Consider the following 20,328-nt stretch of genomic DNA (forward strand, 5'->3'; position numbering starts at 1 on the left):
TTCACCGATGATCCTGAGTGCCTCACCGACTCCCCTCCTTGGAGCACTCACCTATGAAGATCGTCCTCCCCTTGCCTGGCACGCTCACGTCCCTCTTCATCGTGGCCATGGAGCAGTTGCTGTTCGACGTCGAGTCGTTCCTGCCCTGGCGCATCAGCGGCCCCTACCGGAGAGTCGCGATCGGCGCCATGGGCAGCGGGGTCCTGACGGTGACCCACCATCGGACCCCGTGGAAACCGACAGCGGCCAACCTCACCGACGACGAAAGACGCCGCCTACGACGTACCAAGCAACATGTGGTGGTCTCCACGACCGCGCCCGCGCACAAGCTCCCTGCCAGCGTCCAGGCCGCGAGAGCCGCCGCCCGCGCGCTGGCCCGCGAATGCGACGGCCTGCTGCTCGACCCCCTGACGGGTTCGACCATCCTCACCTGCGGCAGCTGCGCGGGCGAGCCCACGGACTTCCGCCTCAACGACGACTGGCTGTCCTGGGACGTGCAGGTCCACGACGCCGCGACCTGCCCACCCTGGGACCCGGCGGACACGGGCGTGTGCAACTGCCTCCGCGTCACGTCCCGAGGCCTCCGCCGCTTCGCCCTCCCGGAGATCACCCTCGACGGCGCCGCCTGCGCCCACAACCTGTGCGCGACCAACCTCCTGCGCACAGTGGCCCATCGTCTGGTGGCAGACCAGCTGGCATACGTCACCACCCACCCGGAAGCCACCGAGCGCGAGATCGACGACTTCCTCCAAATCCACGCCTCGGACCAGCCGGACGGCGGCCTGCCCTTCGGCGTCCAGCTGACGCCGTACGACGCGGAGCTGGGCGAACTGGGCCGCACAGGCACCATCCGCCGCTTGAAGATCGGCCCGGCTCCCGGCACAGGCCAGATCACCTGCCTCAAGGTCGGCCCACCTTCAGGCTTTCCCGGCTCCCTGAACGACTGGCTATGCGCCACCCAGACAACCGTCCACCCTCCACTGACGCTGATCGCCCCCCACCGCCCAACCGAACCTCAGCCCCCAGCCCCGATCCGTCCGCATTCCCCAGCCCGAATGGCGCCTCCGGGCATCGCAGCCTGACGCCCTCGTTGGAGCGGTGTCCTCCGAGCCACCGACAAGCCAGTGCGGACGAGCGCCCAGTGAGCACTGAGCTGGGGGCGGCGTCTCATCGGAGGCCCGTCCGCACCCAGGCCTGAGACGCCGGCGGGCTGCAACGGATGGGACAGATGTGACGGCTGTTGCGTGATTTGTTAATAAAAGTCCTGATTGTCCTGAACCAAAATGGGACGTCTGACCGTCCAAGTGACGTGATCCCGTTTGAGATGATCGACGAAGATCTGCGTACGGCCCGCCAGCGAGCCCACAGGTGGGAGAAGCTGCACGAGCGGCGCGCGGTCATCGCCGGCCTGGTGCGCGAGGCCCGGCAGCAGCTCGATGCGATCGAGGTGTGGGATCAGGAGCAGGCAGCCGTCGAGGAGGCGAAGCTGCGGGCTTACGGGGTCGTGCTCGCAGAGGTGGATCAGGAGCTGGCAGAAGTGGGGCCGGCGCGTGCCCTCTACGAGGAACTGCTGGCACGTGAGGAGCGGCGGCTGGCCGCGTCGGCCGATCCTCGGGGCGCTGAGCTGCTGGAGATCGGGCGGTTGCTGGCCGAGCTGAACGTCGAGCTGCCTGCTTGGGAATGCGCCAGGGCGGCCGGGTTCGAGGTCCTGCGTGGTGAGGGGGTGGTGGACGAGTTCGTCCGGAAGGTGGAGGCCCTCGGCAGGATGATGGCTGGCGTTGAGGGGATGGACGCCGTCCATGACCTGGTGAAGCGGCTGGGGGAGCGCTGTCGCGAACTGGAGGGACTGCGTCACCGGCTGCGGACTCGTCGGGAGGAAGTGCTCCTCGGCTGAGCCGGCTGCTGATCTGAGGGTCACGCTCAAATCCGGTTGGAGCCGGGCGGACGGGCCAACTGGGCCTGGCGCCGGAGGTCGGTGGACGAGCCGGGGTTGGGCACGGCCGCGGAGAATGGCGGGACGAGCGGTGGTGGGCCCGGCACCGGAGGCGGAAGCGGTGCCGGAACCGTCCCGTGGCGGGCGGGCCGGTGGGTTAGCGGCTGAGGACCTGCCTCAGGACGTGCTCCAGGGTCGCTGCCGGGTTCGGGGCGGGGCCGGTGGAGCGCCAGGCCACGTAGCCGTCCGGCCGGACCAGTACGGCGCCGCCCCCGCTGACCCCGTACCGCTTTCGGAAGCGCCCCTCCACGTCCATCAGCTCCTCATCCACCATCACCCGCGTGAGCTGGATCCCGAGCCGTTCCTTAACCACCCGCCCGGCGTCCATCCACACCTGGCCTCCCTCCTTGTCGGCCAGCAGCACGAAACCGGAGCCGAACAGGTCGATGGTCGAGATGCGCTGTCCCTCCCAGTCGAGGGTCACGTGAGGGGCGCGGCTGCCAGGACGTCCGTTCGGTATGCGTGGGTCCTCCAGGATCGAGCCGTCGTCGCCGGGTTCGTCCAGGATGGCCGTGGAGTGATAGCGGAACCCGATGATGGCGCCCACGGGATCGTCGAGGGGTTCCGGGTAGCCGACACGGGCCGCGGGAGGCATGCGTACGCCGAGGTTGGCGAGCTGGGCGTCGGCCGTCAGGATGCTGATCGGGCGGCGTTCGGCGTCGTATGTGTCGAGGAACGCGGGTCCGGCCTGGCCCGTGACGACCAGCCAGAGTCGCCAGGCGAGGTCGCAGCCGTCCTGGAGCCCCGTGCTGCCGCCCTGCCCGCCGGTCGGCGGCATGGTGTGGGCCGCGTCCCCGGCGAAGAAGACCCGGCCCACGCGGTACGTGTCAGCCAGCACATGCGCCATGGCGAAGGACGCCTTGTCCAGCACTCGGACGTCCAGATCGGGCCGGTCGGCCGCTATCCGTACCAGGTCTATGCAGCGCTCCTCGGTGAAGCCGGCCTCGCTCTCGCCCTCGGCGTAGTTGACGCCCAGCACGTGCGCCCCCACCCCGGTGCCGGTCACGATCACGCCGGTGAAGGCGTCGTTCTGCAGGTACCAGAGCGTGACCTCGCGCTCGCGCACCAGCCCGGTCAGGTCGGCGTCGAACATGATCGAGCACATCCGGCCCAGCTCGCCCTTGCCTGAGGTGGGCACGTTCAGGAGGCTCCGAAGCGGGCTCCGGTATCCGTCGGCGGCCACCATGTAGTCGGCCCGCACGAGGTGCTCCCCGCTCGCGTCACGGATGAGCGCCGTCACACCGTCCTCGTCCTGTTCCAGCGAGATCAGCTCGGTCGAGAAACGCAGGTCGGCGCCTAGCTCCTCGGCCTTGAACCGCAGTATCCGCTCGATCTCCGCCTGCGGTGCCCCCACCTGCGCGACGGGCGTGATGTCGGCCAGGAAGGCAAAATCCTCGCGCTCGTCGTTCATGATCATGTGAGGGTTCGGGTCGGCAAGGCTCTTGGCGATCGCGATGCGCATGCTCTCGCCGATGCCGGCCCAGACGTCGCTGAGTTCCTGCTCTATGCCAGGTACGGGACGCAGCAGCTCGACGGCTCGCGGGCCGACGCCGAACGCCTTCGGCTGGACCGAGGTGCTCGGATGCTTCTCCACCAGCATGACCGGTACGTCGCGCCATGCCAGGAGTGCCGCCGTGCTCAGTCCCGCGTACCCACCGCCCACCACCAGGACGGCAACCCGATCTTGTTCCATGCTTCTCCACCTCCGGGAACGCGTAGTATCGCGTTTGCGGTCGAGCGACACGATATGTCGCGTCTGGAGGGACAGTCAAGACATATCTCGAACTTGGAGGGCGCACGCCTCTCCCCGGTCCACGTCGGCATCAAGGACTGGCCGGCAGTCCCGACCGGCACCGAGCCGCACAACCTGACATCCAGGTTGCTGCCTTGATTGAGCCCCGAGGCGCCGCCTCCGGTGGCGACAACCCATAACATCGTCGCCATGAGTGATGAACCGAAATACCTGCGGCTCACGGTCGAGTTGACTGTCGAGGTGCTCGACGTGGACGCGCTACAGGCGGCGGCGCTGGCCGAGATCAGGCACCCCGATGCCGACCTGACCGAAGAGGAGCGCACCGAGCAGGCCGAGCTCGTCGCCTCCGACGAGACCGGCGCCTCGGCGCTGCAGTGGCTGATCGAGCCCGACCACGTGCTGCAGCTCGTCGATCACATCACCGAGATCGAACCGCGTGAGGCGGTGCTCGGGGTGGAGCCGTCGGAAGGGCCGAGCGAGGACGAGGAAGAAGAGCACGACCACGTGTGACGTGCGGCGGCGGCCACGGCGTTCTGAGACGTCGTGGCTTTTCGCGCTTTGGGGCTGCCTCGGGAGCTCGCTAAGATCGAATTCCACGGGCAGGTCGCAAGGGAGCAGGCAGTGATTGTCGCATTTTCCATCACCCCGCTGGGCGTCGGCGAAGGGGTCGCTGAGCCCGTCGCCCGCGCCGTCAAGGTGGTCCGCGACAGCGGGCTGCCCAACCGAACGGACGCGATGTTCACCACGATCGAGGGCGAGTGGGACGAGGTCATGGACGTGATCAAGCGTGCCGCGGAAGCGGTGGGCGAGGTCGCCCCGCGAGTGAGCCTGGTTTTGAAGGCTGACATCCGACCCGGGGTCACGGATGCCATGAGCTCCAAGGTGGAGTCCCTGGAACGTCACCTGTCGTAGCTTGCGTAGGGGGCATGCCGGGAAACACCCAGGCCGCAGGGGCACACGCGCTTGTGGCTTTTCGGTGGCGCCATGGCGGCCTCCTGCGTCACCCTGACCGACCCCAAGAGCGCCCGGGTGGACTTCACGCGTGATCCAGACCTACACGATCCGAGGGCTGCAAGAAGCCTTGTCCGAGTCAACCGCCGGCCGCACCCCCGAGCTCTTAGGGCAGCTTCCACTCGACAGGGGTGGCGCCCTGCTGGACGAGCAGTTCATTGGCCCGGCTGAACGGGCGCGAGCCGAAGAAACCGCTGCGGGCCGAGAGCGGGGAGGGATGGGCGGACTCGATGCGCGGGATGTCGCCCAGCATGGGCGCCAGGTTGCGCGCGTCGCGGCCCCAGAGGATGGCGACCATCGGCTTGTCGCGTGCCACGAGCGCGTGGATGGCCTGCTCGGTGACCTGCTCCCAGCCCTTGCCCCGGTGGGAGGCGGGCTTGCCGGGCATCACGGTGAGGACCCTGTTGAGCAGCAGGACACCCTGCTCGGCCCATGGCGTCAGGTCGCCGTTGGAGGGGCGGGGGAGGCCGAGGTCGGTCTCCATCTCCTTGTAGATGTTGACCAGGCTGCCGGGCAGCGGCCGCACATCGGGGGCCACCGAGAACGACAGGCCGACCGGGTGGCCGGGCGTGGGGTAGGGGTCCTGACCCACGATCAGGACCTTGATCTCGTCGAAGGGCTGGTTGAAAGCACGCAGCACGTGCGCGCCCGCGGGCAGGTACTGCCTGCCTTCGGCGATTTCCTTACGCAGGAACTCGCCCATCTCGGAGATCCGCTCGGCGACGGGCTCGAGCGCACGGGCCCATCCGGCTTCGACGACTTCGTTCAGTGGACGACCGGCCATGGCCGTTGAGCTTATCTAGGTCTGGTACGGCTTGCTGCCGAAACGTCGGCTCAAGCCGTACCAGAATGATCACAACGACGGTTTGCCCGGCTTGAAGAGCCAGGCGTCGAAGAGGGCGTCGAGTTGTTTACCGGACACCCGCTCCGAAAGAGCGATGAAGGCGGCGGTGTCGGCGTTGCCGTACTTGTGCTCAGAAGCCCACGTGCGCAGGATCTTGAAGAACGATTCGTCGCCCACCGTGCGGCGCAGGGCGTGCAGTGTCATCGCGCCGCGGTCGTAGACCGGGTCGTGGAAGAGGTTGGCCGGGCCGCCCGGGTCGGCAGGGGGCGTCTGCCAGAACTCGTCGTCGGCCGCCCGCGCGTAGGCCGCGTCGAACGAGCTCTGCACGGTGCGGGTGCCCTGCTTGTCCGCCCAGAGCCACTGCGCGTACGTGGCGAAGCCCTCGTTGAGCCAGATGTCGCGCCAGAGCGTCGGCGTCACCGAGTCGCCGAACCACTGGTGTGCCAGCTCGTGGGCCAGCAGCGACTCGCTCGGCACATGGGGGTAGATGGGCCGGCTCTGGCTCTCCAGGGCGTAGCCGACCTCGGGTGCGTCGTCGGCGATCCCGCCGGTGGAGGAGAACGGGTACGGGCCGAAGAGCGAGCTGAAGTAGTCGAGCACGGGGGCGTGCCGCTCGGCGAAGTTCTTCGCGCTGTCGGCGAGCTTGGAGTCCACGGCGGTGATCACGCGGTAGCCGCCGACCCGGGTATCGGTGAGCTGGAACTTCCCGATCGACACGGTGACCAGGTAGCTCGCCATAGGCTCGCGGGAGTTCCAGACGTACGTCGTGCGCTCGTCCTTCGTCACCTTCGACACCAGGTCGCCGTTGGCCACCGCCACCCGGCTCCTGGGCACGGTCACCGTGAAGCGGTAGGTGGCCTTGTCGGTCATGTGGTGGTTGCCGGGATACCAGGTCATCGCGCCCTGGGGCTCGTTGGCGTTGAAGACGCCGTCGTTTGTCCTGATCCAGCCGTCCATGGAGCCGTCCGGGTCGACGACGTGCTCGGGCTTGCCGTCGTACTGGACGATGACGGAGAAGTCCCGCCCGGCGGGCAGCGTGGAACGGGGTGTGATCACCAGTTCGGAGCCGCTCTGGGAGAACGTGGCGGGCCGGCCGTCCAACGTCACGGAGCGCACCGAGAGTGTGCTGACGAGGTCGAGGTCGAAGCGGCTCAGCGCCTGCGTGGCCCGGGCGGAGATGCGCGCCACCCCGGCCAGGCGGTCAGGGCCCGGGTCGTAGCCCAGCGTGAGGTCGTAGTGGCCGGCGTCGTAACCGCCGTTCCCCTGGTCGGGGAAGTACGGGTCGCCCGCGCCCGGTGTGCCGGGCTGGGCCTCCTGCGCTATGGCGGGGGTGAGGGGTAGGGAGATGAAGGCTGCTGCGGCGAGAGCGAGAAGGCGCTTCATTGAAGGATCATAGAGCCGCGGTGCGGGCGCCCGCCGGAACCGGCGGGCGCCCGCAAGCGTGTCACTTCACGGATCCGGCCATCATGCCCTGGACGAAGTACCGCTGGAACGCGAAGAACAGGACCAGCGGAATGATCAGCGACAGGAACGCACCGGACGAGAGGATGTCGACGTTCGACCCGAACTGCCGCATCTGAGACTGCAGGGCCTTGGTCATCGGCTGGTTCTCGGTGTTGGCGAAGACCAGCGCGATGAGCATGTCGTTCCACACCCACAGGAACTGGAAGATGCCCAGCGAGGCGATGGCGGGCTTGCCCAGCGGGAAGACCACCGACACGAAGATCTTCCACTCGGGCGCTCCGTCCATCCGCGCCGCCTCCAGCAGAGAGGAAGGGATGCCGACGAAGAAGTTGCGGAGCAGGAAGATCGCGAATGGCAACCCGAATGCCGTGTGGAACAGCACCACGCCCGGGATCGAGCCGAAGATCCCGATGCCTCCGTAGAAAGAGGCGACGGGGATCAGCGCGATCTGGATGGGCACGATCAGCAGCCCGACCACGACGAGGAACCCCAGGTCGCGCCCGGGGAACTCCATCCAGGCGAACGCGTAGGCGGCCATGGCCGCGATGCCGATCACCAGGATCGTGGTCGGCACCGTGATCGCCACGGTGTTCCAGAAGGACGAGGTGAAGCCGCTGGCCAGCAGGTTCTTGTAGTTCGCGAGGGTCAGCTCGGCCGGCTTGGTGAAGACCGTCCACCAGCCCTCTGCGGTGTTGACCTGTGTCGTACGCATCGAGACGACCAGCAGTCCCAGCGTCGGCACCAGCCAGAACAGGCCGAGGACCACCATCACGACCTGGACGGCGCCGCCGCCGATCCGGTCCACGATCTTGCCCAGCACGCCCCTGCGCGGCGCCCCCGTCTCCAGCCCTGTTGGCGCGGTAGCGGTCGCGGTCGTCATGAGTCTCCCCTCCTGAACCGGCGGATGTTCATGATCATGAAGGGGAGGACCAGTATGAGCAGGAAGACAGCCAGCGCGCTGCCCAGGCCCTGGTTGTTCCCGCCGCCGAACGACACGCGCCACATCTCCAGCGCGATCACGTTCGCCTGCGGCTGGACCGAGCCTGGCGCGATGATGAAGACCAGGTCGAACACCTTCAGCGTATTGATGATCATCGTCACGAAGACGACGAGCAGCACCGGCGACAGCAGCGGCACGGTGATCTTGCGGAACACCTGCCACTCCGTGGCGCCGTCGATGCGGGCCGCCTCCAGCGCGTCACGCGGGATCGCCGCGAGGCCGGCCGCGATCAGCACCATGGCGAAACCCGCCCACACCCAGACGAACGCGCCGATGATCGCCGGGGTGATGAGCGCCGGGCCCAGCCAGCTCAGGCCGCCGTAGGAGGCCTGGAAGTTCGACTGCGGGAGCCGTACGACATAGGAACCCGCGGGCAGGCCCTGGAAGCGGAACGAGCCGTCGTCGGCCGTCGTGGCGGTTCCGGCGACCTTGCCGTTCTGCACGGCCTCGACGGTCATGCCCGGCAGGCCCTTCTCAGAGCTGTCGACCTCGCCGTTCTTGCCGCCGCCTCCCGGCGTGAAGTCGAACCAGACGGTCCCTGAGAGGTCGCCGGCGGCCGCGGGGGCCTTGGCGGCCTGGGCGTTGCCCGGCAGCACGTTCGGCTTGACGCCCACGATCGGGATCAGCACCGGCTGGCCCGCCTGGACGGGTTGCTTGGTGACGACCGCGCCGCCGTCGGCGGCGACCGGCGACTGGTCGCCCTCGCGTGGGCGCGCCTCCGGGTAGCCCTGCGAGGAGGAGAACGTGTCGTGCACCGTGGTGAGCACGGCGTTGGCAAGGCCCTTGGCGGGGTCCTGCTCGTAGACGAGACGGAAGATGACGCCGGCCGCCATCAGCGAGACGGCCATGGGCATGAACACGATCAGCTTGAACGCCGTCGACCACCTGATCCGCTCGGTCAGCACCGCGAAGATCAGGCCCAGCGTGGTGACCACGATCGGCGCGACGACGACCCAGATGAGGTTGTTGCGGATCGTCGTGAGCGTGCCGGAGTCGGAGAAGATCGTGGCGTAGTTGCCCAGTCCCACGAATCCGGTGCCCGCCGAGTCGAACAGGCTCCGGAAGATGGAGTAGACGATCGGGTAGACCACCCAGATGCCCAGCAGCAGCGCCGCCGGGAGGAGGAAGGCGATGGCGACCGTCGGCGATGGGCCGAGGCGTCTCTTGGTACGGGGGGTTTCAGCCGGTCCGGTGGAGGACCCGTCCGCGATCTCCGCGGACGGGGCCTGCGGGCCGTCCAACCGTTCGGTCACGGCCTTACCTCTTTACTTCTTCCAGGCCTTCTTGGCCTCGGCTTCGAGTGCGGTCTGTGCGCCCTTGATGTCGCTCGGGTTGCGCAGGAAGTCCTGCAACACCTTCCACTCGCCCTTGCCGTCGGTGCCGCCGAACGCGCTCGGCGCGAGGTCGGACATGTCGTAGCGGACGGCGTCGCCGGCCGAGACGATCGTCTGCCCGAGCTGCTTGGTCAGCTCGTCGGGGTAGTTGTCGGGGGAGACGTTCTTGTTGGGCGACAGGTAGCCGGGCAGCTTGGCCCAGATCTCGCCGCCCTCCTTGGAGGCCAGGAACTGCAGCAGCGCCATCGCGCCTGGGGAGTCCTTCATCGCGACCGCGACGTCGCCGCCCAGTACGACGGGCGCCGTGTCACCGGCCTTGGGGAAGGGGAAGTACTTCGCCTCTTCGCCGACCTTGGCGCCCGACTGTGCGGCCTCGACGGCCACGAAGTCACCCTCGATGACCATGGCGGACTTCTTGTTGCCGTAGACCTTGGACACGCAGGTCGGGTAGTCGGTCTGGAGGGCGCCGGAGCTACCGTCGAGCAGGAACTCCTTCTTGCCGACGATCTGCTGGATCTTCTCCAGCGCGGTCGTCACGGTCGGGTCCGTCCACGGGATCTCGTGCTTGGAGAGCTTGTCGTAGTTCTCGGCGCCGGCGGTGGACAGGTAGACGTTCTCGAACAGGTCGGTCAGCGTCCAGCCCGAGGCGGCGCAGAGCGAGAACGGCGCGGTGCCGGAGTCGGCGATGGTCTGCGCGTTCTTGACCAGCTCGTCCCAGGTGGTCGCAGGCTGCACGCCCGCGTCGTCGAACGCCTGCCCGCGGTACCAGACCAGCGACTTGTGCGCCGCCTTGATCAGCACGCCGTACACCTTGCCGCCGGCGGAGCCGAGCTCCTTCCAGTACGGAGTGTAGTTGGTGTCGATCTCCTTGATGACGTCGTCGGAGAGCGGCTTGAGCGCGTTCTGGTCGGCGTACTGCTGCACCAGGCCGGGCTGCGGGAGGATGGCCACGTCCGGCGGGTTCTTGCCCTGGATGCGGGGGCCGAGGTAGGCGCCGGTGTCCTCGCCGGTGGAGGCGTACGTGACCTCGGCGCCGGTCTTGTCGGTGAAGGCCTTGAGCACCTGCTCGAAATTCTTCTGCTCGGCACCGGTCCACTTGGCGGCGACCTCGAGCTTCACGCCCTGGAGCGGCTTGGCGGCGGCGGGGGCCGACGCGGAGCCCGAAGTGGTGGGGGTGGTCGTGGGGGCGTTGCCGCAGGCGGCGACGGCTACCGCGAGCCCGGCAAGGATGACTGCTGCTCTGGCTTTTCGCATGGCTGCCTCACTGGGTTCTGATGATCTCTTCGAGTTCTGACTTCATGGAGGCCGCGACGTCGTCGGCGGACTCGCTGGAGGGGTTGCCGAGCGCCTTGGCGACCGAACTGGCGATCACCAGGCTCAGCTGGTTGTAGTTGGCGCTCACCGGCCGGGCCTTGGCCGCGAGGATGCTCTCCTTGAGCACGGGGAGGTAGGGGAAGCGCTTGATCAGGGCGGGATCGTCGTAGAGCTCGGTCCACACGGGCGGGAACGAGCCCTCGGTGAGCACCCGGCGCTCGTTCTCCAGGCTCGTGAAGTAGCGGATGAACTCCTGCGCCGTGTGCTGATGCCTGGAGTACGCGCTGATCGCCAGGTTGGCGCCGCCCAGCGTGCTGGACCCGGGACCGGTGAGCCCGGGCAGCCGGGTCACGCCCAGCTTGTCGCCCAGCTTCGCCTTGGCGGGGCCGTACGCGTGCGGCCAGTTGCGGGCGAAGGCCAGCCGGCCCTCCTGGAAGGCCAGGCGCGACTCCTCCTCCTTGTAGCTCAGCGACTCCTTGGGGATCCAGCCCTCGCGCAGACCCTGAAGCAGGAAGTCGAGCGCGATCTGAGCCTTGGCCGGATCGAGGGTCACCTCCGTGCCGTCCCGGCTGACGATCTGCCCGCCGGCGGACTGCAGGGCCTCGGAGAAGTTGACGGTGAGCCCTTCGTACGCCAGAAACTGCCCGGCATAGCCTCCAATGTCATTCTTTTTCGTAACCTGCCGTGCCTGGTCGCGGAGCTCCGCCCACGTCCGCGGCGGCTTCTTGACCAGGTCGGTCCGGTAGTAGAGCAGTCCCGCGTTGCTCGTGTACGGGACGGCCCAGAGCTTGTTCTTGTAGACCGCCGTCTCCACGACGGGCGGCAGGAACCTGTCGAGCGGGAACAACCCGCGCTCCAGGGGGATGATCCAGCCGTTCTCCGCGAATTCGGCGGTCCAGACCACGTCGAGCCCCAGTACGTCGTACCGGCCGCTCTTGGCCTGGAGGTTGGCCACCATCTGAGCGCGCTGCTCGTCGGCGGCCTCGGGCAGCTCGAGCAGCGTCACCTTCTCGGCCGGGTGGGCCTGGTTCCAGCGGTCCAGCAGGGGTTGCAGGTACGCCGTGGTGTCGCGGCCGGTGGCGAACGTGATGGGGCCTGTGCCGCCCGTACCCGTCTCGCCGCTGCCCTCATTGCTCGCCGAAGCGCATCCGGCCGCAGCCAGGAGCACGGCTAGGAAGAGCGGAAGCGAGCGCACCTCTGTTTCCTCCATGTTCAGAGGGGTTACATACGTGTTAGGTAGATGCATTCATGTTATGCACACATGTAATCTGTAGGTCAACGGATACCTACGTAACGCATTCGTAACACGGCGGGGAGGTGAGGCAGTGCGGCTTCACCTGCTGGCGCTCCTGGCTAAAGAGCCGGCTCACGGCTACGAGCTCAAACAGGCGCTGGAGCAGACGTTCGGCAGCGCCTATCCCTCCCCCAACATCGGCCAGATCTACGTCACGCTCGGCAGGCTGGAGAAGGACGGCCTCGTCAGAGCGGTGGACGTCGAACAGTCCAACCGGCCCAACAAGAAGGTCTACTACCTCACGGCCAAGGGCCGGGAGGTGCTCACCACCTGGGTGGACGAGCCCACGGAAGGCCCCAGGGTGCGCGACGAGTTCTTCATGAAGCTCGTGCTCGCCCCCCTCACCGGCATCGCCGACCGGATGGCGCTGATCAGCCGGCAGCGCCGCCACTACCTGTCGCTCATGGGCGATCTCAACGACCTCCTGGCCCGTACGTCGCCCACCGACCGGGTGGCGACGCTTCTTATCGAGGGCGCCATGCTCCACCTGCAGGCGGATCTTGACTGGCTGGAGCGTTGCCAGGAGGATCTGGCATGAGCGCGGTTGTGAAAACGGTCAATCTGGTCAAAATCTACCAGGATGGCGCAGTGCCCGTGCCTGCCGTGCGCGGTGTGGATCTGCAGGTGGAGCCGGGTGAGTTCGTCGCGATCATGGGTCCTTCCGGGTCGGGGAAGTCCACGCTCGTCCACATGCTGGGCGGGCTCGACACCAGGACCAGCGGCGAGATCTGGCTCGACGGCAAGCGGGTCGACACGCTCTCGGAAAGCGCGTGGGCGCTGCTGCGGCGCAAGAAGGTCGGGTTCGTCTTCCAGTTCTTCAACCTCGTCGCCAACATGACCGTCGGCGACAACGTCGAGCTGCCCGCGCTTCTGGCCGGGGCCTCGCCCAAGGTGGCCCGAGAGCGGAGGGAGAGCCTGCTCGGCGCGCTCAACCTCACCGACCGCGCCGACGCCGCGCCCGCCCAGCTGTCCGGCGGGGAGCAGCAGCGGGTCGCGCTGGCCAGGGCGCTGGCCAACCAGCCCAGCGTGCTGCTGGCCGACGAGCCCACCGGCAACCTCGACAGCCGCAACACCCGTGACGTGCTCCGCCTGCTCAGCGACGTCCACAAGGAGGGCCAGACGATCGTCATGGTCACCCACGACGCTCGCGTGGCCAGCCTGGCCGACCGGCTGGTGTCCCTGTTCGACGGGGAGATCGTGGACGACGGCCGCATCTCGCGCAGGCGCACGAGAACGGCCGGCGAGGTGATCGATCTTCGATGAGTGCCACTCTCGCGGGCAGCAGGTGGATCAAGGCCGACCTGCGGGCCAGGAAGGCCCAGGCGGTGCTGACGGTGCTGACCGTGGCCGGGATCGTGGCCGCGCTGATCACCGCCGCGACCCTGCTCGAGGACGGCACGAACCCGTGGCGGAGCCTGTTCGCCCAGACCGACGGCGCCCACGTCTGGCTCTACACCGACGACAGCCCCCAGGTGGCCCTGGGCGGCATCGACGGCGTGACGCAGGTCGCGGGCCCGTACCGCTCGGCGCCCGTGACCGTGGCGCAGGACGGCAAGAAGGAGCCCGCGGCGCTGCGCGCGATGCCCGCCACGCCGCCGCAGGTGGCGCACCCGGTGGTGGCCGAGGGCAGGTGGCTGGACCCCTCACAGCCTGACGGGGTGGTCGTCGAGCGCTCCTTCGCGACCTCGCTGCGGCTCAGGATCGGCGCCCCCTTCACGATCATCGCGCTCAGCGGCGAGCGCCACACCCTGTACGTACGCGGCATCGCCGACTCCGCCGAGCAGGGCTTCTACCCTCAGTGGACGCCCGGCCTGGCCTACGTGCTGCCCGCCATGCTCGACCGCATCGAACCCATGCTGGGCCGCAGCGAGTGGGTGACGGGCCTGCGCCTGGCCGACCCCGACGCCACGCAGGTCGTCTCGCAGCGGGTGGTCGTCATGCTGGAGGACAAGCTCCAGCGCGTCTACACCTGGCGCGAGGTCAGGGCCGCCATGGAGCTGGACAACCGGCTGCTGGGCACGCTGCTGGCGCTGTTCGGGGTGGTCGGGCTCGTGGCCGCCGCACTCGCGCTGGCCAACGCCGCCGGCGGGCGGGTGCTGGGCCAGCTCCGCGACCTGGCAACGCTCAAGTCGATGGGCTTCACCAGGGGCCAGATCGCGCTGCTGCTCCTGGTCGAGCACGGCGCGCTCGGGCTGCTCGGCGTCGCGATCGGCGCTCTGGTGGGCTGGAGCGTGACGGCGGCGGTGCTCGGCGCGACGTCCGTGGCGCCCATCCCCGTGCTGGCCATCGTCGCGGGCACGGCCCTGGTGGTGCTGGCCGCGGTGGGCGTGCCCGCGTGGCGCGGCGGCCGCACGCCGCCGATCCCCGACGCGCCCGCCCTGCCGCCACGCGGCCACCTGTCCCGGCTGGCCCGGCTGGCCCTCCTCGTACGCCTCCCGCCCGCGCTCGTCCTCGGCACCAGGGACGCCTTCACCCGGCGTGTGCCGGCGTTCCTGACGGCGTTCGGGCTGGCCGTGCCGATGATGATGATCACGATCGGGCTCGGCGTCTGGGCCACGCTGGACAACTTCGCCGACCACCCCGAGCAGGTCGGCCAGCACGCCAGCCTGTACGTCAGGCCCGGAAAGCTGGAGCCGGCCGACGCCAAGCGCATCGCCGAACTGGACAGGGACGTGGCCCAGGTCTATCCGGGCACCGATGTGAACGCCCTGGCGCCCGGAGAGGCCCGCTCGGTCCGCGTGCGGGCCATCGGCAGCTCGACGGAGCCGTACCCGTTCCCCGTGGTCGAGGGGCGCATGTACGCCCGCCAGGGCGAGGCGGTGGCCGGGCAGGGCCTGCTCGACCTGCTCGGAGTCAAGATCGGCGACCGGGTGCGGTTGACCGTGGGCGGCACGCCGCTGATCGTCAGGATCGTCGGCAGGACCGTCGAGCCCGACCTGGACGGCGAAGTGATCTCGGTGGGGCTCGACAGCCTGGCGGCCAAGGACTCGGTGCCGCCCGAGTTCTACGCGCTCGCGCTCAAACCGGGCGCCGACAAGGCCGAAGTACGCGGACGGCTGCTGGCCGAGTCGGGCGAGAGCCTGGACGTCCAGGCCGCGGTCAACCCGGCGGACCGGCTGTCGGTCATCCGGGTGGTGATCGTGGCGCTGATCGCCGTGCTGATGCTGATCGGCCTGGCCAACCTGCTCACCGCCAGCGCGCTCGGGCTGCGCGACCACGCGTTCGACCTGGCCGTGCTGAAGGCCATGGGCCTGACGCCGCGCCAGGTCATGGCCACGCTCGTGACGGGCACGGGGCTGCTGGTGGTGCTCGGGGTCGGCGTGGGCGCCGCGGCGGGCATGTCCGTCGTGACCGGGCTGATCGACCTGCAGGGCCACACGAGCGGCGTCGGCGCGGGTATCGGGCGAGCGCCCTCGGCCCTGACGCTGGTCGCCGCCGTCGCGGTCGCCGTGGGCACGGCCCTCGCGGTGGCGCTCATTCCCGCCCGCCGCGCGGCCCGTGCCCAGGTGCCGGTCACTTCCCGCTGAGAGACTTCTCGGTCTTCAGGGCGAACCAGTAGAAGCCGTGTCCCGGCAGCGTGAGCAGGTACGGCAACTCGCCGATCGGCGGGAAGCGCACACCGCCCCGCGCCTCGACCGGGATCATCCCCTCGAACCTGCGCAGGTCCAGCTCGACCGGCTGCGGGAACTTCGACAGGTTGTTCACGCACAGCATGATGTCGTCGCGGTCCTCGCGGACGAAGGTGAGCACGGACGGGTTCGACGACCACATTTCCGTGTACGCCCCCACGCCGAACACCGGGTGCTTGCGGCGGATCTCCAGCATCTTGCGGGTGAAGTGGAGCAGTGAGCCCTCGTGGCGCTGCTGGGCCTCCACGTTGACCGCCTGGTAGCCGTAGATCGGGTCCATGACCGCGGGCAGGTAGAGCCGCCCCGGGTCGGCCGAGGAGAAGCCGGCGTTGCGGTCGGGGCTCCACTGCATCGGCGTGCGGACCGAGTCGCGGTCCTCCAGCCAGATGTTGTCGCCCATGCCGATCTCGTCGCCGTAGTACATGATCGGTGAGCCCGGCAGGCTCAGCAGCAGCGCCGTGAACAGCTCGATCCGGTCACGGTCGTTGTCGAGCAGCGGGGCGAGCCGGCGGCGGATGCCCAGGTAGGCGCGCATGCGCGGATCCTTGGCGTACTCCTTGTGCATGTAGTCGCGCTCTTCCTCGGTCACCGTCTCGAGGGTGAGCTCGTCGTGGTTACGCAGGAAGATGCCCCACTGCGCCTTCTCCGGCAGCTTGGGCGTGCGCGACATGATCTCGGAGATCGGCTCGCGGGTCTCCTTCTTGACCGCCATGTAGATGCGCGGCATGAGCGGGAAGTGGAAGGCCATGTGGCATTCGTCGCCGCCCGTGGTGGGGTCGCCGAAGTACTCCACCACGTCCTCGGGCCAGCCGTTGGCCTCCGCGAGCAGCACCCGGTCGGGGTAGAGCCGGTCCACCTCGGCCCTGATCTTCTTCAGGTACGAGTGCGTCTCGGGCAGCCCGGCGCACGCCGTGCCCTCGCGCTCGAACAGGTACGGCACCGCGTCCAGCCGGAACCCGTCGATGCCCAGGTCCAGCCAGAACCGCAGGACCTCCAGCATGGCCTCCTGCACCGCCGGGTTGTCATAGTTCAGGTCCGGCTGGTGGTGGAAGAAACGGTGCCAGTAGTACTGCTTGCGCACCGGGTCGTAGGTCCAGTTGGACTCCTCGGCGCCAATGAAGATCACCGGCGCGTCGGGGAACCCCGTGGGGTGGTCCGACCACACGTAGAAGTCGCCGTACGGACCCTCGGGGTCGTGCCGGGACGCCTGGAACCAGGGGTGGCGATCACTTGTGTGGTTCATCACAAGATCGGTGACGATCCGGAGGCCACGCTCGTGCGCCTTCTCGATCAGCTGCACGAAATCGCCCAGGTCCCCAAAGTCGGGGAGGATCTTCATATAGTCCGAGATGTCGTAGCCGCCGTCACGCAGCGGCGACTCATACAGCGGCAACAGCCACAGGCAGTCCACACCGAGCCACTCGAGGTAGCCGAGCTTCTCGATGAGACCGCGCAGGTCGCCGGTGCCGTCGCCGTTGGAGTCCTTGAACCCCCGGACGAGAATCTCGTAGAACACCGCCCGCTTGTACCAGGCTGGATCCTCCGAGACGAACGCCTCGGAGATCGGCTCCGGCATTGGGGATGCGTTGATCATATGTCGCTCACAGGAAGAGATGTGGGCAGGACGAAGTCACCGGTTGCCCCGGCGTTTATCTGGTGACCGCGCCGCGTGGAGTCGTCATCCCTGCGAACCCCACTGCCCTTGAACGAGACCTGATTTGTGATCTGGTGCCCGTTTGTGCGGCGCTTACGGGCCGAACACTACCAGCCCGGTGGCTTTCCGGAACCCGCTTCTGCTGTGCCGGGGTTAATACCCGAGAGATCCGTATGTAATCGCCCTGTTACCCAGAGTTCACTAAAAAGGTGGCGCGAGGTCCGAGAGGTCGTTCTCGAAGTCGCTCAGCCATAGTCCGAACAGCACCAATCCCCGCACCCAGAAGCGGTCGTTCCATCCGTTGAACCTGGTCAGAGCGTCGGGTCCGCCGGCGATCACCTCGTGCAGCTCGTCGGACAGCAGTCCCGGCACCCGTCTCACCACAGTCTCCAACATGCGGTGCGAATAATTTCGGGCGGGAGCGGCCGTGGACCGCAGCGGCACCCTTTGGAGGGGCTGCTTGACCACATTGGTGGAGGGCAGTGCGGCCACTCGTGGATTGGCCGCGTGGAGCACCTCACGGTAGAAGCGGCCCTTGTCCTTGCGGGCCACGCCGACAGAAAGCGCGGCGTCGAAGAAACGCGGGTCGATGAACGGCGCCGCGAACGACGCCTCGGGCCCCACCAGGTTGACCGCCGAGCGCGCGATGCCCCGCACGGTCCTGGTGTGCAGCACCGAGAGCGGCAGCTCGGCCCGGTGACCGTGGAACATGGAGGTGGCGCCCGCGAACTGCTCCCGAACGGTCTCCTCCATCCACTGGGCGGCGGCCTTGGACAGGAGCGGCTGGGAAGGTGCCCCCAGGGACAGCGAGCCGAACACGGCCGCGGTGCGCTCCGCCTGCGTCCTGGCCTCCAGCGCGGCCCCGCTGACCATGAAGTTCTTCAGCAGCGGCCCGCCGGCCAGGCCGTCGACGAGGATCCGGCCCGCGCCGTGCACCTCCTTGGCGAAGGGCGCGTACCAGGCGTGGTGAGGCGTCAGGTACTCGAGCCTGCGGGCAACCTCGACCGCGTCGCCAGGGTAGTCGGCGGCGTCCTGGGTGATCACCCGGTGCGGGATGCCCAGCTCCCTGGTGATCGACCTGGCGAACGCGATGTCGGTGTCGGTGCCGTCGTCGGGGCTGGTCGTCCACGACTCGACGTCCATCCCGCGGGCCTTGGCCACGCCGGCGAGCAGCCGGGAGTCGTAGCCGCCGCTGACCGGGACGAGCAGCTTGCGGCCGTCGTAGTCCTGGTAGACCTCGTGCAGCAGGTCGACGATCTCGCGCGGGCTGATCCACGACTCGTACGGCTCCGTGCGCAGCCATCGGGGCAGCCTGCGCTCCGTCGCGAACCCGCCGTGCCGCCACACCAGCGCGCTCGACCCGGGCAGCCGCTTGACGTCGGCGTACGGCGTCGCCTCGCCCAGCGGGAAGGTCACCTGGATGATCGAGGCCCACGCCGACCAGTCGATCTCGATCGGCACGAGGCTGAGCAGCGGCTGGATCAGGGACGAGAAGTAGACCGCGTCGCCGTGGCGCACGTAGTAGACGTCCACGAGCCCCAGGGCGCCCGTGTGGAGCGTGACACGCTCGCCGTCGCCGATCAGCCCCGGAGTCTCGTACGTCTCCGCCACCGCCATCCAGTCCTCGGCGGCGGCGGGTTTGCGCTCGCCCCAGGAGAACGCGAACGCCTGGCCGGCCCGGTGGTAGGGCGGCAGCGGCGTGGAGCTGAACAAGGCTGCCTCGGGCGACTGGAGCGCCGGGAGGACCCGCGGCCCGGCGGCGATCAGCTTGCCGAGCATGGCGGTGTCGATCCGGCCTAGAGCTCCGCAGACGTAGGGCCGCACGTTGAACTGCACCGGATCTCACCCCTTCGAGACGCTTCCGGCAAAAGAGTATCCTTTGCCGGGCTGAGGGAGCGGAGGGCCGTGAGCGAGCGGAGCGAGCGAACAATTGAACGCAGCGTCCTGGTCGCCGGGCCGACGAAGGAGGCCTGGTGACCACGGAGCTTGAGAGCACGCGCAGAGCCCTGCGGGATGCCGTCGCGCAGGCGGAACGAGCGGCCGAGCTGGCCAGGCTGCTGGACGCCGCCCAGGCCAAGCTGGCCGCCGCCGAGCAGAGCGTCGAGGAGGCCAGGGCGCTGGCCGCGCGGCTGAGTGAGGCCGAGGAACGGCTCGCCGCCGAGGAGGCGACCGCTGAGAAGCTGCGCAGGGAGCTGGCCGAGCAGCATTTCCAGGCCGAGGTCGCCAACTGGAAGCTGTCCTCGATCAAGGTCGCCCGCTGGAACCGCCTCGGCGACGCGATCAAGAGCGGCAAGAGCAACCCGGTGCGGCTGGCCAAGGGGCTCAGGGGCGCCGCCAAGCCCGTCAAGCGACCCATCGCGCCCAAGCGCAGGCCCCCCGCGGCCGTCAAGCCCAAGGACGAGCGCCCCGGGGCCGCGTTCCAGGCCACGAGTACGACCAGGACGGTCGGGGGCGCCTCGTTCAAGCTCAAGCCCTTCCGGGTGCCGACGGGACCCAACACCCGGCCGCATCTGACGGCCGCGGTGATCGCCGACCCGCACGTCGAGGCGCTGCTGCGTTACGAGTGGCGGCAGACGACCGGCTTCACGCCCCGCGACTTCGCCAGGGTGCTCCCGCTGGAGGTGCCGCACCTGCTGGTGGTCGAGTCCGTCACGCGGGGACCGTGGGCCGAGGAGATCATCGGCGAGCCGGGCGAGGGGCTCAAGGCGCTGCTCGCCTGGTGCGCCGAGCGCGGCATCCGCACCGTCTTCTGGCACACGCAGGGCGACGTGGCCGCGTACGCCGCGGCGGCCGAGCTGTTCGAGCACCGGTTCACGACCGATCTCACGGTGGCCTGGCCGCGGTTGCAGTTCGGGGTGCAGCCCAGGGTGCACAATCCGCTGCCGCTCTCCAGCGGGCGCATCGACCGGACGCTCACGCTCGACCAGCTCCTGCCCGAGCACCTCATGTACCCCGACGTGCTGACCTCCTACCGGTGGCCGGCGGGCGTGGACTGCCCGCCGGGGACGCCCCCCTGGCGGAGATGGGAAGATGACACG

Annotated in this window: 16 protein-coding genes and 1 pseudogene; 8 read left to right on the forward strand and 9 right to left on the reverse strand. The window is 68.7% G+C overall.

Going from position 1 to position 20,328, the window contains the following annotated elements; genetic code table 11:
* Positions 1–53 precede the first annotated feature (53 nt).
* Both AB0J09_RS07705 and AB0J09_RS07710 read left to right on the forward strand, forming a co-directional pair.
* Positions 54–1,082: a hypothetical protein gene (locus AB0J09_RS07705; RefSeq protein WP_360686803.1), complete on the forward strand. Its 1,029-nt coding sequence runs from the start codon at positions 54–56 to the stop codon at positions 1,080–1,082.
* Positions 1,083–1,324: 242 nt separating this feature from the next.
* Complete coding sequence (locus AB0J09_RS07710; protein WP_360686806.1) at positions 1,325–1,894, forward strand: hypothetical protein; 570 nt, start codon at positions 1,325–1,327, stop codon at positions 1,892–1,894.
* 196 nt (positions 1,895–2,090) lie between these two features.
* Here AB0J09_RS07710 and AB0J09_RS07715 read toward each other — a convergent pair whose 3' ends face one another.
* Positions 2,091–3,686 carry an FAD-dependent monooxygenase gene (locus AB0J09_RS07715; protein WP_360686809.1) on the reverse strand — a complete coding sequence of 532 codons (1,596 nt, stop codon included), beginning with the start codon at positions 3,684–3,686 and terminating at the stop codon, positions 2,091–2,093.
* Between the two features lie 249 nt (positions 3,687–3,935).
* Between AB0J09_RS07715 and AB0J09_RS07720 the strand changes: the two genes are divergently transcribed.
* Together AB0J09_RS07720 and AB0J09_RS07725 are read left to right on the forward strand one after the other, a co-directional pair.
* On the forward strand, positions 3,936–4,256 hold the full coding sequence (locus AB0J09_RS07720) for a hypothetical protein (RefSeq protein WP_360686811.1): 321 nt from the start codon (positions 3,936–3,938) through the stop codon (positions 4,254–4,256).
* 111 nt (positions 4,257–4,367) lie between these two features.
* Complete coding sequence (locus AB0J09_RS07725) at positions 4,368–4,658, forward strand: MTH1187 family thiamine-binding protein (protein ID WP_360686814.1); 291 nt, start codon at positions 4,368–4,370, stop codon at positions 4,656–4,658.
* 205 nt (positions 4,659–4,863) lie between these two features.
* Here the strand turns inward: AB0J09_RS07725 and AB0J09_RS07730 are convergent, their stop codons facing one another.
* The 6 genes from AB0J09_RS07730 to AB0J09_RS07755 all read right to left on the reverse strand — a co-directional run bounded on the left by AB0J09_RS07730 (position 4,864) and on the right by AB0J09_RS07755 (position 11,923).
* Positions 4,864–5,541: a uracil-DNA glycosylase gene (locus tag AB0J09_RS07730; RefSeq protein WP_360686817.1), complete on the reverse strand. Its 678-nt coding sequence runs from the start codon at positions 5,539–5,541 to the stop codon at positions 4,864–4,866.
* A 69-nt stretch (positions 5,542–5,610) separates the two neighbouring features.
* Complete coding sequence (locus tag AB0J09_RS07735) at positions 5,611–6,984, reverse strand: M1 family metallopeptidase (protein ID WP_360686820.1); 1,374 nt, start codon at positions 6,982–6,984, stop codon at positions 5,611–5,613.
* Positions 6,985–7,045: 61 nt separating this feature from the next.
* Positions 7,046–7,945, reverse strand: coding sequence for a carbohydrate ABC transporter permease (locus AB0J09_RS07740; protein ID WP_360686823.1), 900 nt, complete (start codon positions 7,943–7,945; stop codon positions 7,046–7,048).
* Positions 7,942–9,318 carry an ABC transporter permease subunit gene (locus tag AB0J09_RS07745; RefSeq protein WP_360686826.1) on the reverse strand — a complete coding sequence of 459 codons (1,377 nt, stop codon included), beginning with the start codon at positions 9,316–9,318 and terminating at the stop codon, positions 7,942–7,944. The genes AB0J09_RS07740 and AB0J09_RS07745 overlap by 4 nt, the downstream gene beginning before the upstream one ends.
* Before the next feature lie 12 nt (positions 9,319–9,330).
* Positions 9,331–10,653, reverse strand: coding sequence for an ABC transporter substrate-binding protein (locus AB0J09_RS07750; RefSeq protein WP_360686829.1), 1,323 nt, complete (start codon positions 10,651–10,653; stop codon positions 9,331–9,333).
* 7 nt (positions 10,654–10,660) lie between these two features.
* Positions 10,661–11,923, reverse strand: coding sequence for an ABC transporter substrate-binding protein (locus AB0J09_RS07755; RefSeq protein ID WP_360686832.1), 1,263 nt, complete (start codon positions 11,921–11,923; stop codon positions 10,661–10,663).
* A 115-nt stretch (positions 11,924–12,038) separates the two neighbouring features.
* On the opposite strand from AB0J09_RS07755, the gene AB0J09_RS07760 reads away from it, so the two are divergent.
* Genes AB0J09_RS07760 through AB0J09_RS07770 form a run of 3 tightly spaced genes read left to right on the forward strand, consistent with a single transcriptional unit; the run spans position 12,039 to position 15,534 of the window.
* Entirely contained in the window at positions 12,039–12,545 is a 507-nt protein-coding gene (locus AB0J09_RS07760) for a PadR family transcriptional regulator (protein ID WP_360686835.1), read from the forward strand.
* A complete protein-coding gene (locus tag AB0J09_RS07765) occupies positions 12,542–13,270 on the forward strand; it encodes an ABC transporter ATP-binding protein (protein WP_360686838.1) in 729 nt (242 codons plus the stop codon). Before AB0J09_RS07760 ends, AB0J09_RS07765 begins: the two co-directional genes overlap by 4 nt.
* Positions 13,267–15,534 carry an FtsX-like permease family protein gene (locus tag AB0J09_RS07770; RefSeq protein ID WP_360686841.1) on the forward strand — a complete coding sequence of 756 codons (2,268 nt, stop codon included), beginning with the start codon at positions 13,267–13,269 and terminating at the stop codon, positions 15,532–15,534. Before AB0J09_RS07765 ends, AB0J09_RS07770 begins: the two co-directional genes overlap by 4 nt.
* On the opposite strand, the gene treS is transcribed toward AB0J09_RS07770, so the two are convergent.
* Positions 15,521–17,212 carry a maltose alpha-D-glucosyltransferase gene (gene treS, locus AB0J09_RS07775; protein ID WP_360686845.1) on the reverse strand — a complete coding sequence of 564 codons (1,692 nt, stop codon included), beginning with the start codon at positions 17,210–17,212 and terminating at the stop codon, positions 15,521–15,523. The genes AB0J09_RS07770 and treS overlap by 14 nt on opposite strands.
* A gap of 279 nt (positions 17,213–17,491) precedes the next feature.
* On the reverse strand, positions 17,492–19,126 hold the full coding sequence (locus tag AB0J09_RS07780) for an asparagine synthetase B family protein (protein ID WP_360686848.1): 1,635 nt from the start codon (positions 19,124–19,126) through the stop codon (positions 17,492–17,494).
* A 137-nt stretch (positions 19,127–19,263) separates the two neighbouring features.
* On the opposite strand from AB0J09_RS07780, the pseudogene AB0J09_RS07785 reads away from it, so the two are divergent.
* Positions 19,264–20,328 (forward strand): annotated as a pseudogene (locus AB0J09_RS07785) (hypothetical protein); the annotation flags it as partial.

This window comes from Nonomuraea sp. NPDC049784 (assembly GCF_040659615.1).
Classification (GTDB): Bacteria; Actinomycetota; Actinomycetes; order Streptosporangiales; family Streptosporangiaceae; genus Nonomuraea.

Excerpts from the sequence above, each read along its gene's own strand:
- AB0J09_RS07705 (WP_360686803.1), top strand. The coding sequence starts at position 54 with ATGAAGATCGTCCTCCCCTTGCCTGGCACGCTCACGTCCCTCTTCATC.
- AB0J09_RS07710 (WP_360686806.1), top strand. The coding sequence starts at position 1,325 with ATGATCGACGAAGATCTGCGTACGGCCCGCCAGCGAGCCCACAGGTGG.
- AB0J09_RS07715 (WP_360686809.1), bottom strand. The coding sequence starts at position 3,686 with ATGGAACAAGATCGGGTTGCCGTCCTGGTGGTGGGCGGTGGGTACGCG.
- AB0J09_RS07720 (WP_360686811.1), top strand. The coding sequence starts at position 3,936 with ATGAGTGATGAACCGAAATACCTGCGGCTCACGGTCGAGTTGACTGTC.
- AB0J09_RS07730 (WP_360686817.1), bottom strand. The coding sequence starts at position 5,541 with ATGGCCGGTCGTCCACTGAACGAAGTCGTCGAAGCCGGATGGGCCCGT.
- AB0J09_RS07735 (WP_360686820.1), bottom strand. The coding sequence starts at position 6,984 with ATGAAGCGCCTTCTCGCTCTCGCCGCAGCAGCCTTCATCTCCCTACCC.
- AB0J09_RS07740 (WP_360686823.1), bottom strand. The coding sequence starts at position 7,945 with ATGACGACCGCGACCGCTACCGCGCCAACAGGGCTGGAGACGGGGGCG.
- AB0J09_RS07750 (WP_360686829.1), bottom strand. The coding sequence starts at position 10,653 with ATGCGAAAAGCCAGAGCAGCAGTCATCCTTGCCGGGCTCGCGGTAGCC.
- AB0J09_RS07755 (WP_360686832.1), bottom strand. The coding sequence starts at position 11,923 with ATGGAGGAAACAGAGGTGCGCTCGCTTCCGCTCTTCCTAGCCGTGCTC.
- AB0J09_RS07765 (WP_360686838.1), top strand. The coding sequence starts at position 12,542 with ATGAGCGCGGTTGTGAAAACGGTCAATCTGGTCAAAATCTACCAGGAT.
- AB0J09_RS07770 (WP_360686841.1), top strand. The coding sequence starts at position 13,267 with ATGAGTGCCACTCTCGCGGGCAGCAGGTGGATCAAGGCCGACCTGCGG.
- treS (WP_360686845.1), bottom strand. The coding sequence starts at position 17,212 with ATGCCGGAGCCGATCTCCGAGGCGTTCGTCTCGGAGGATCCAGCCTGG.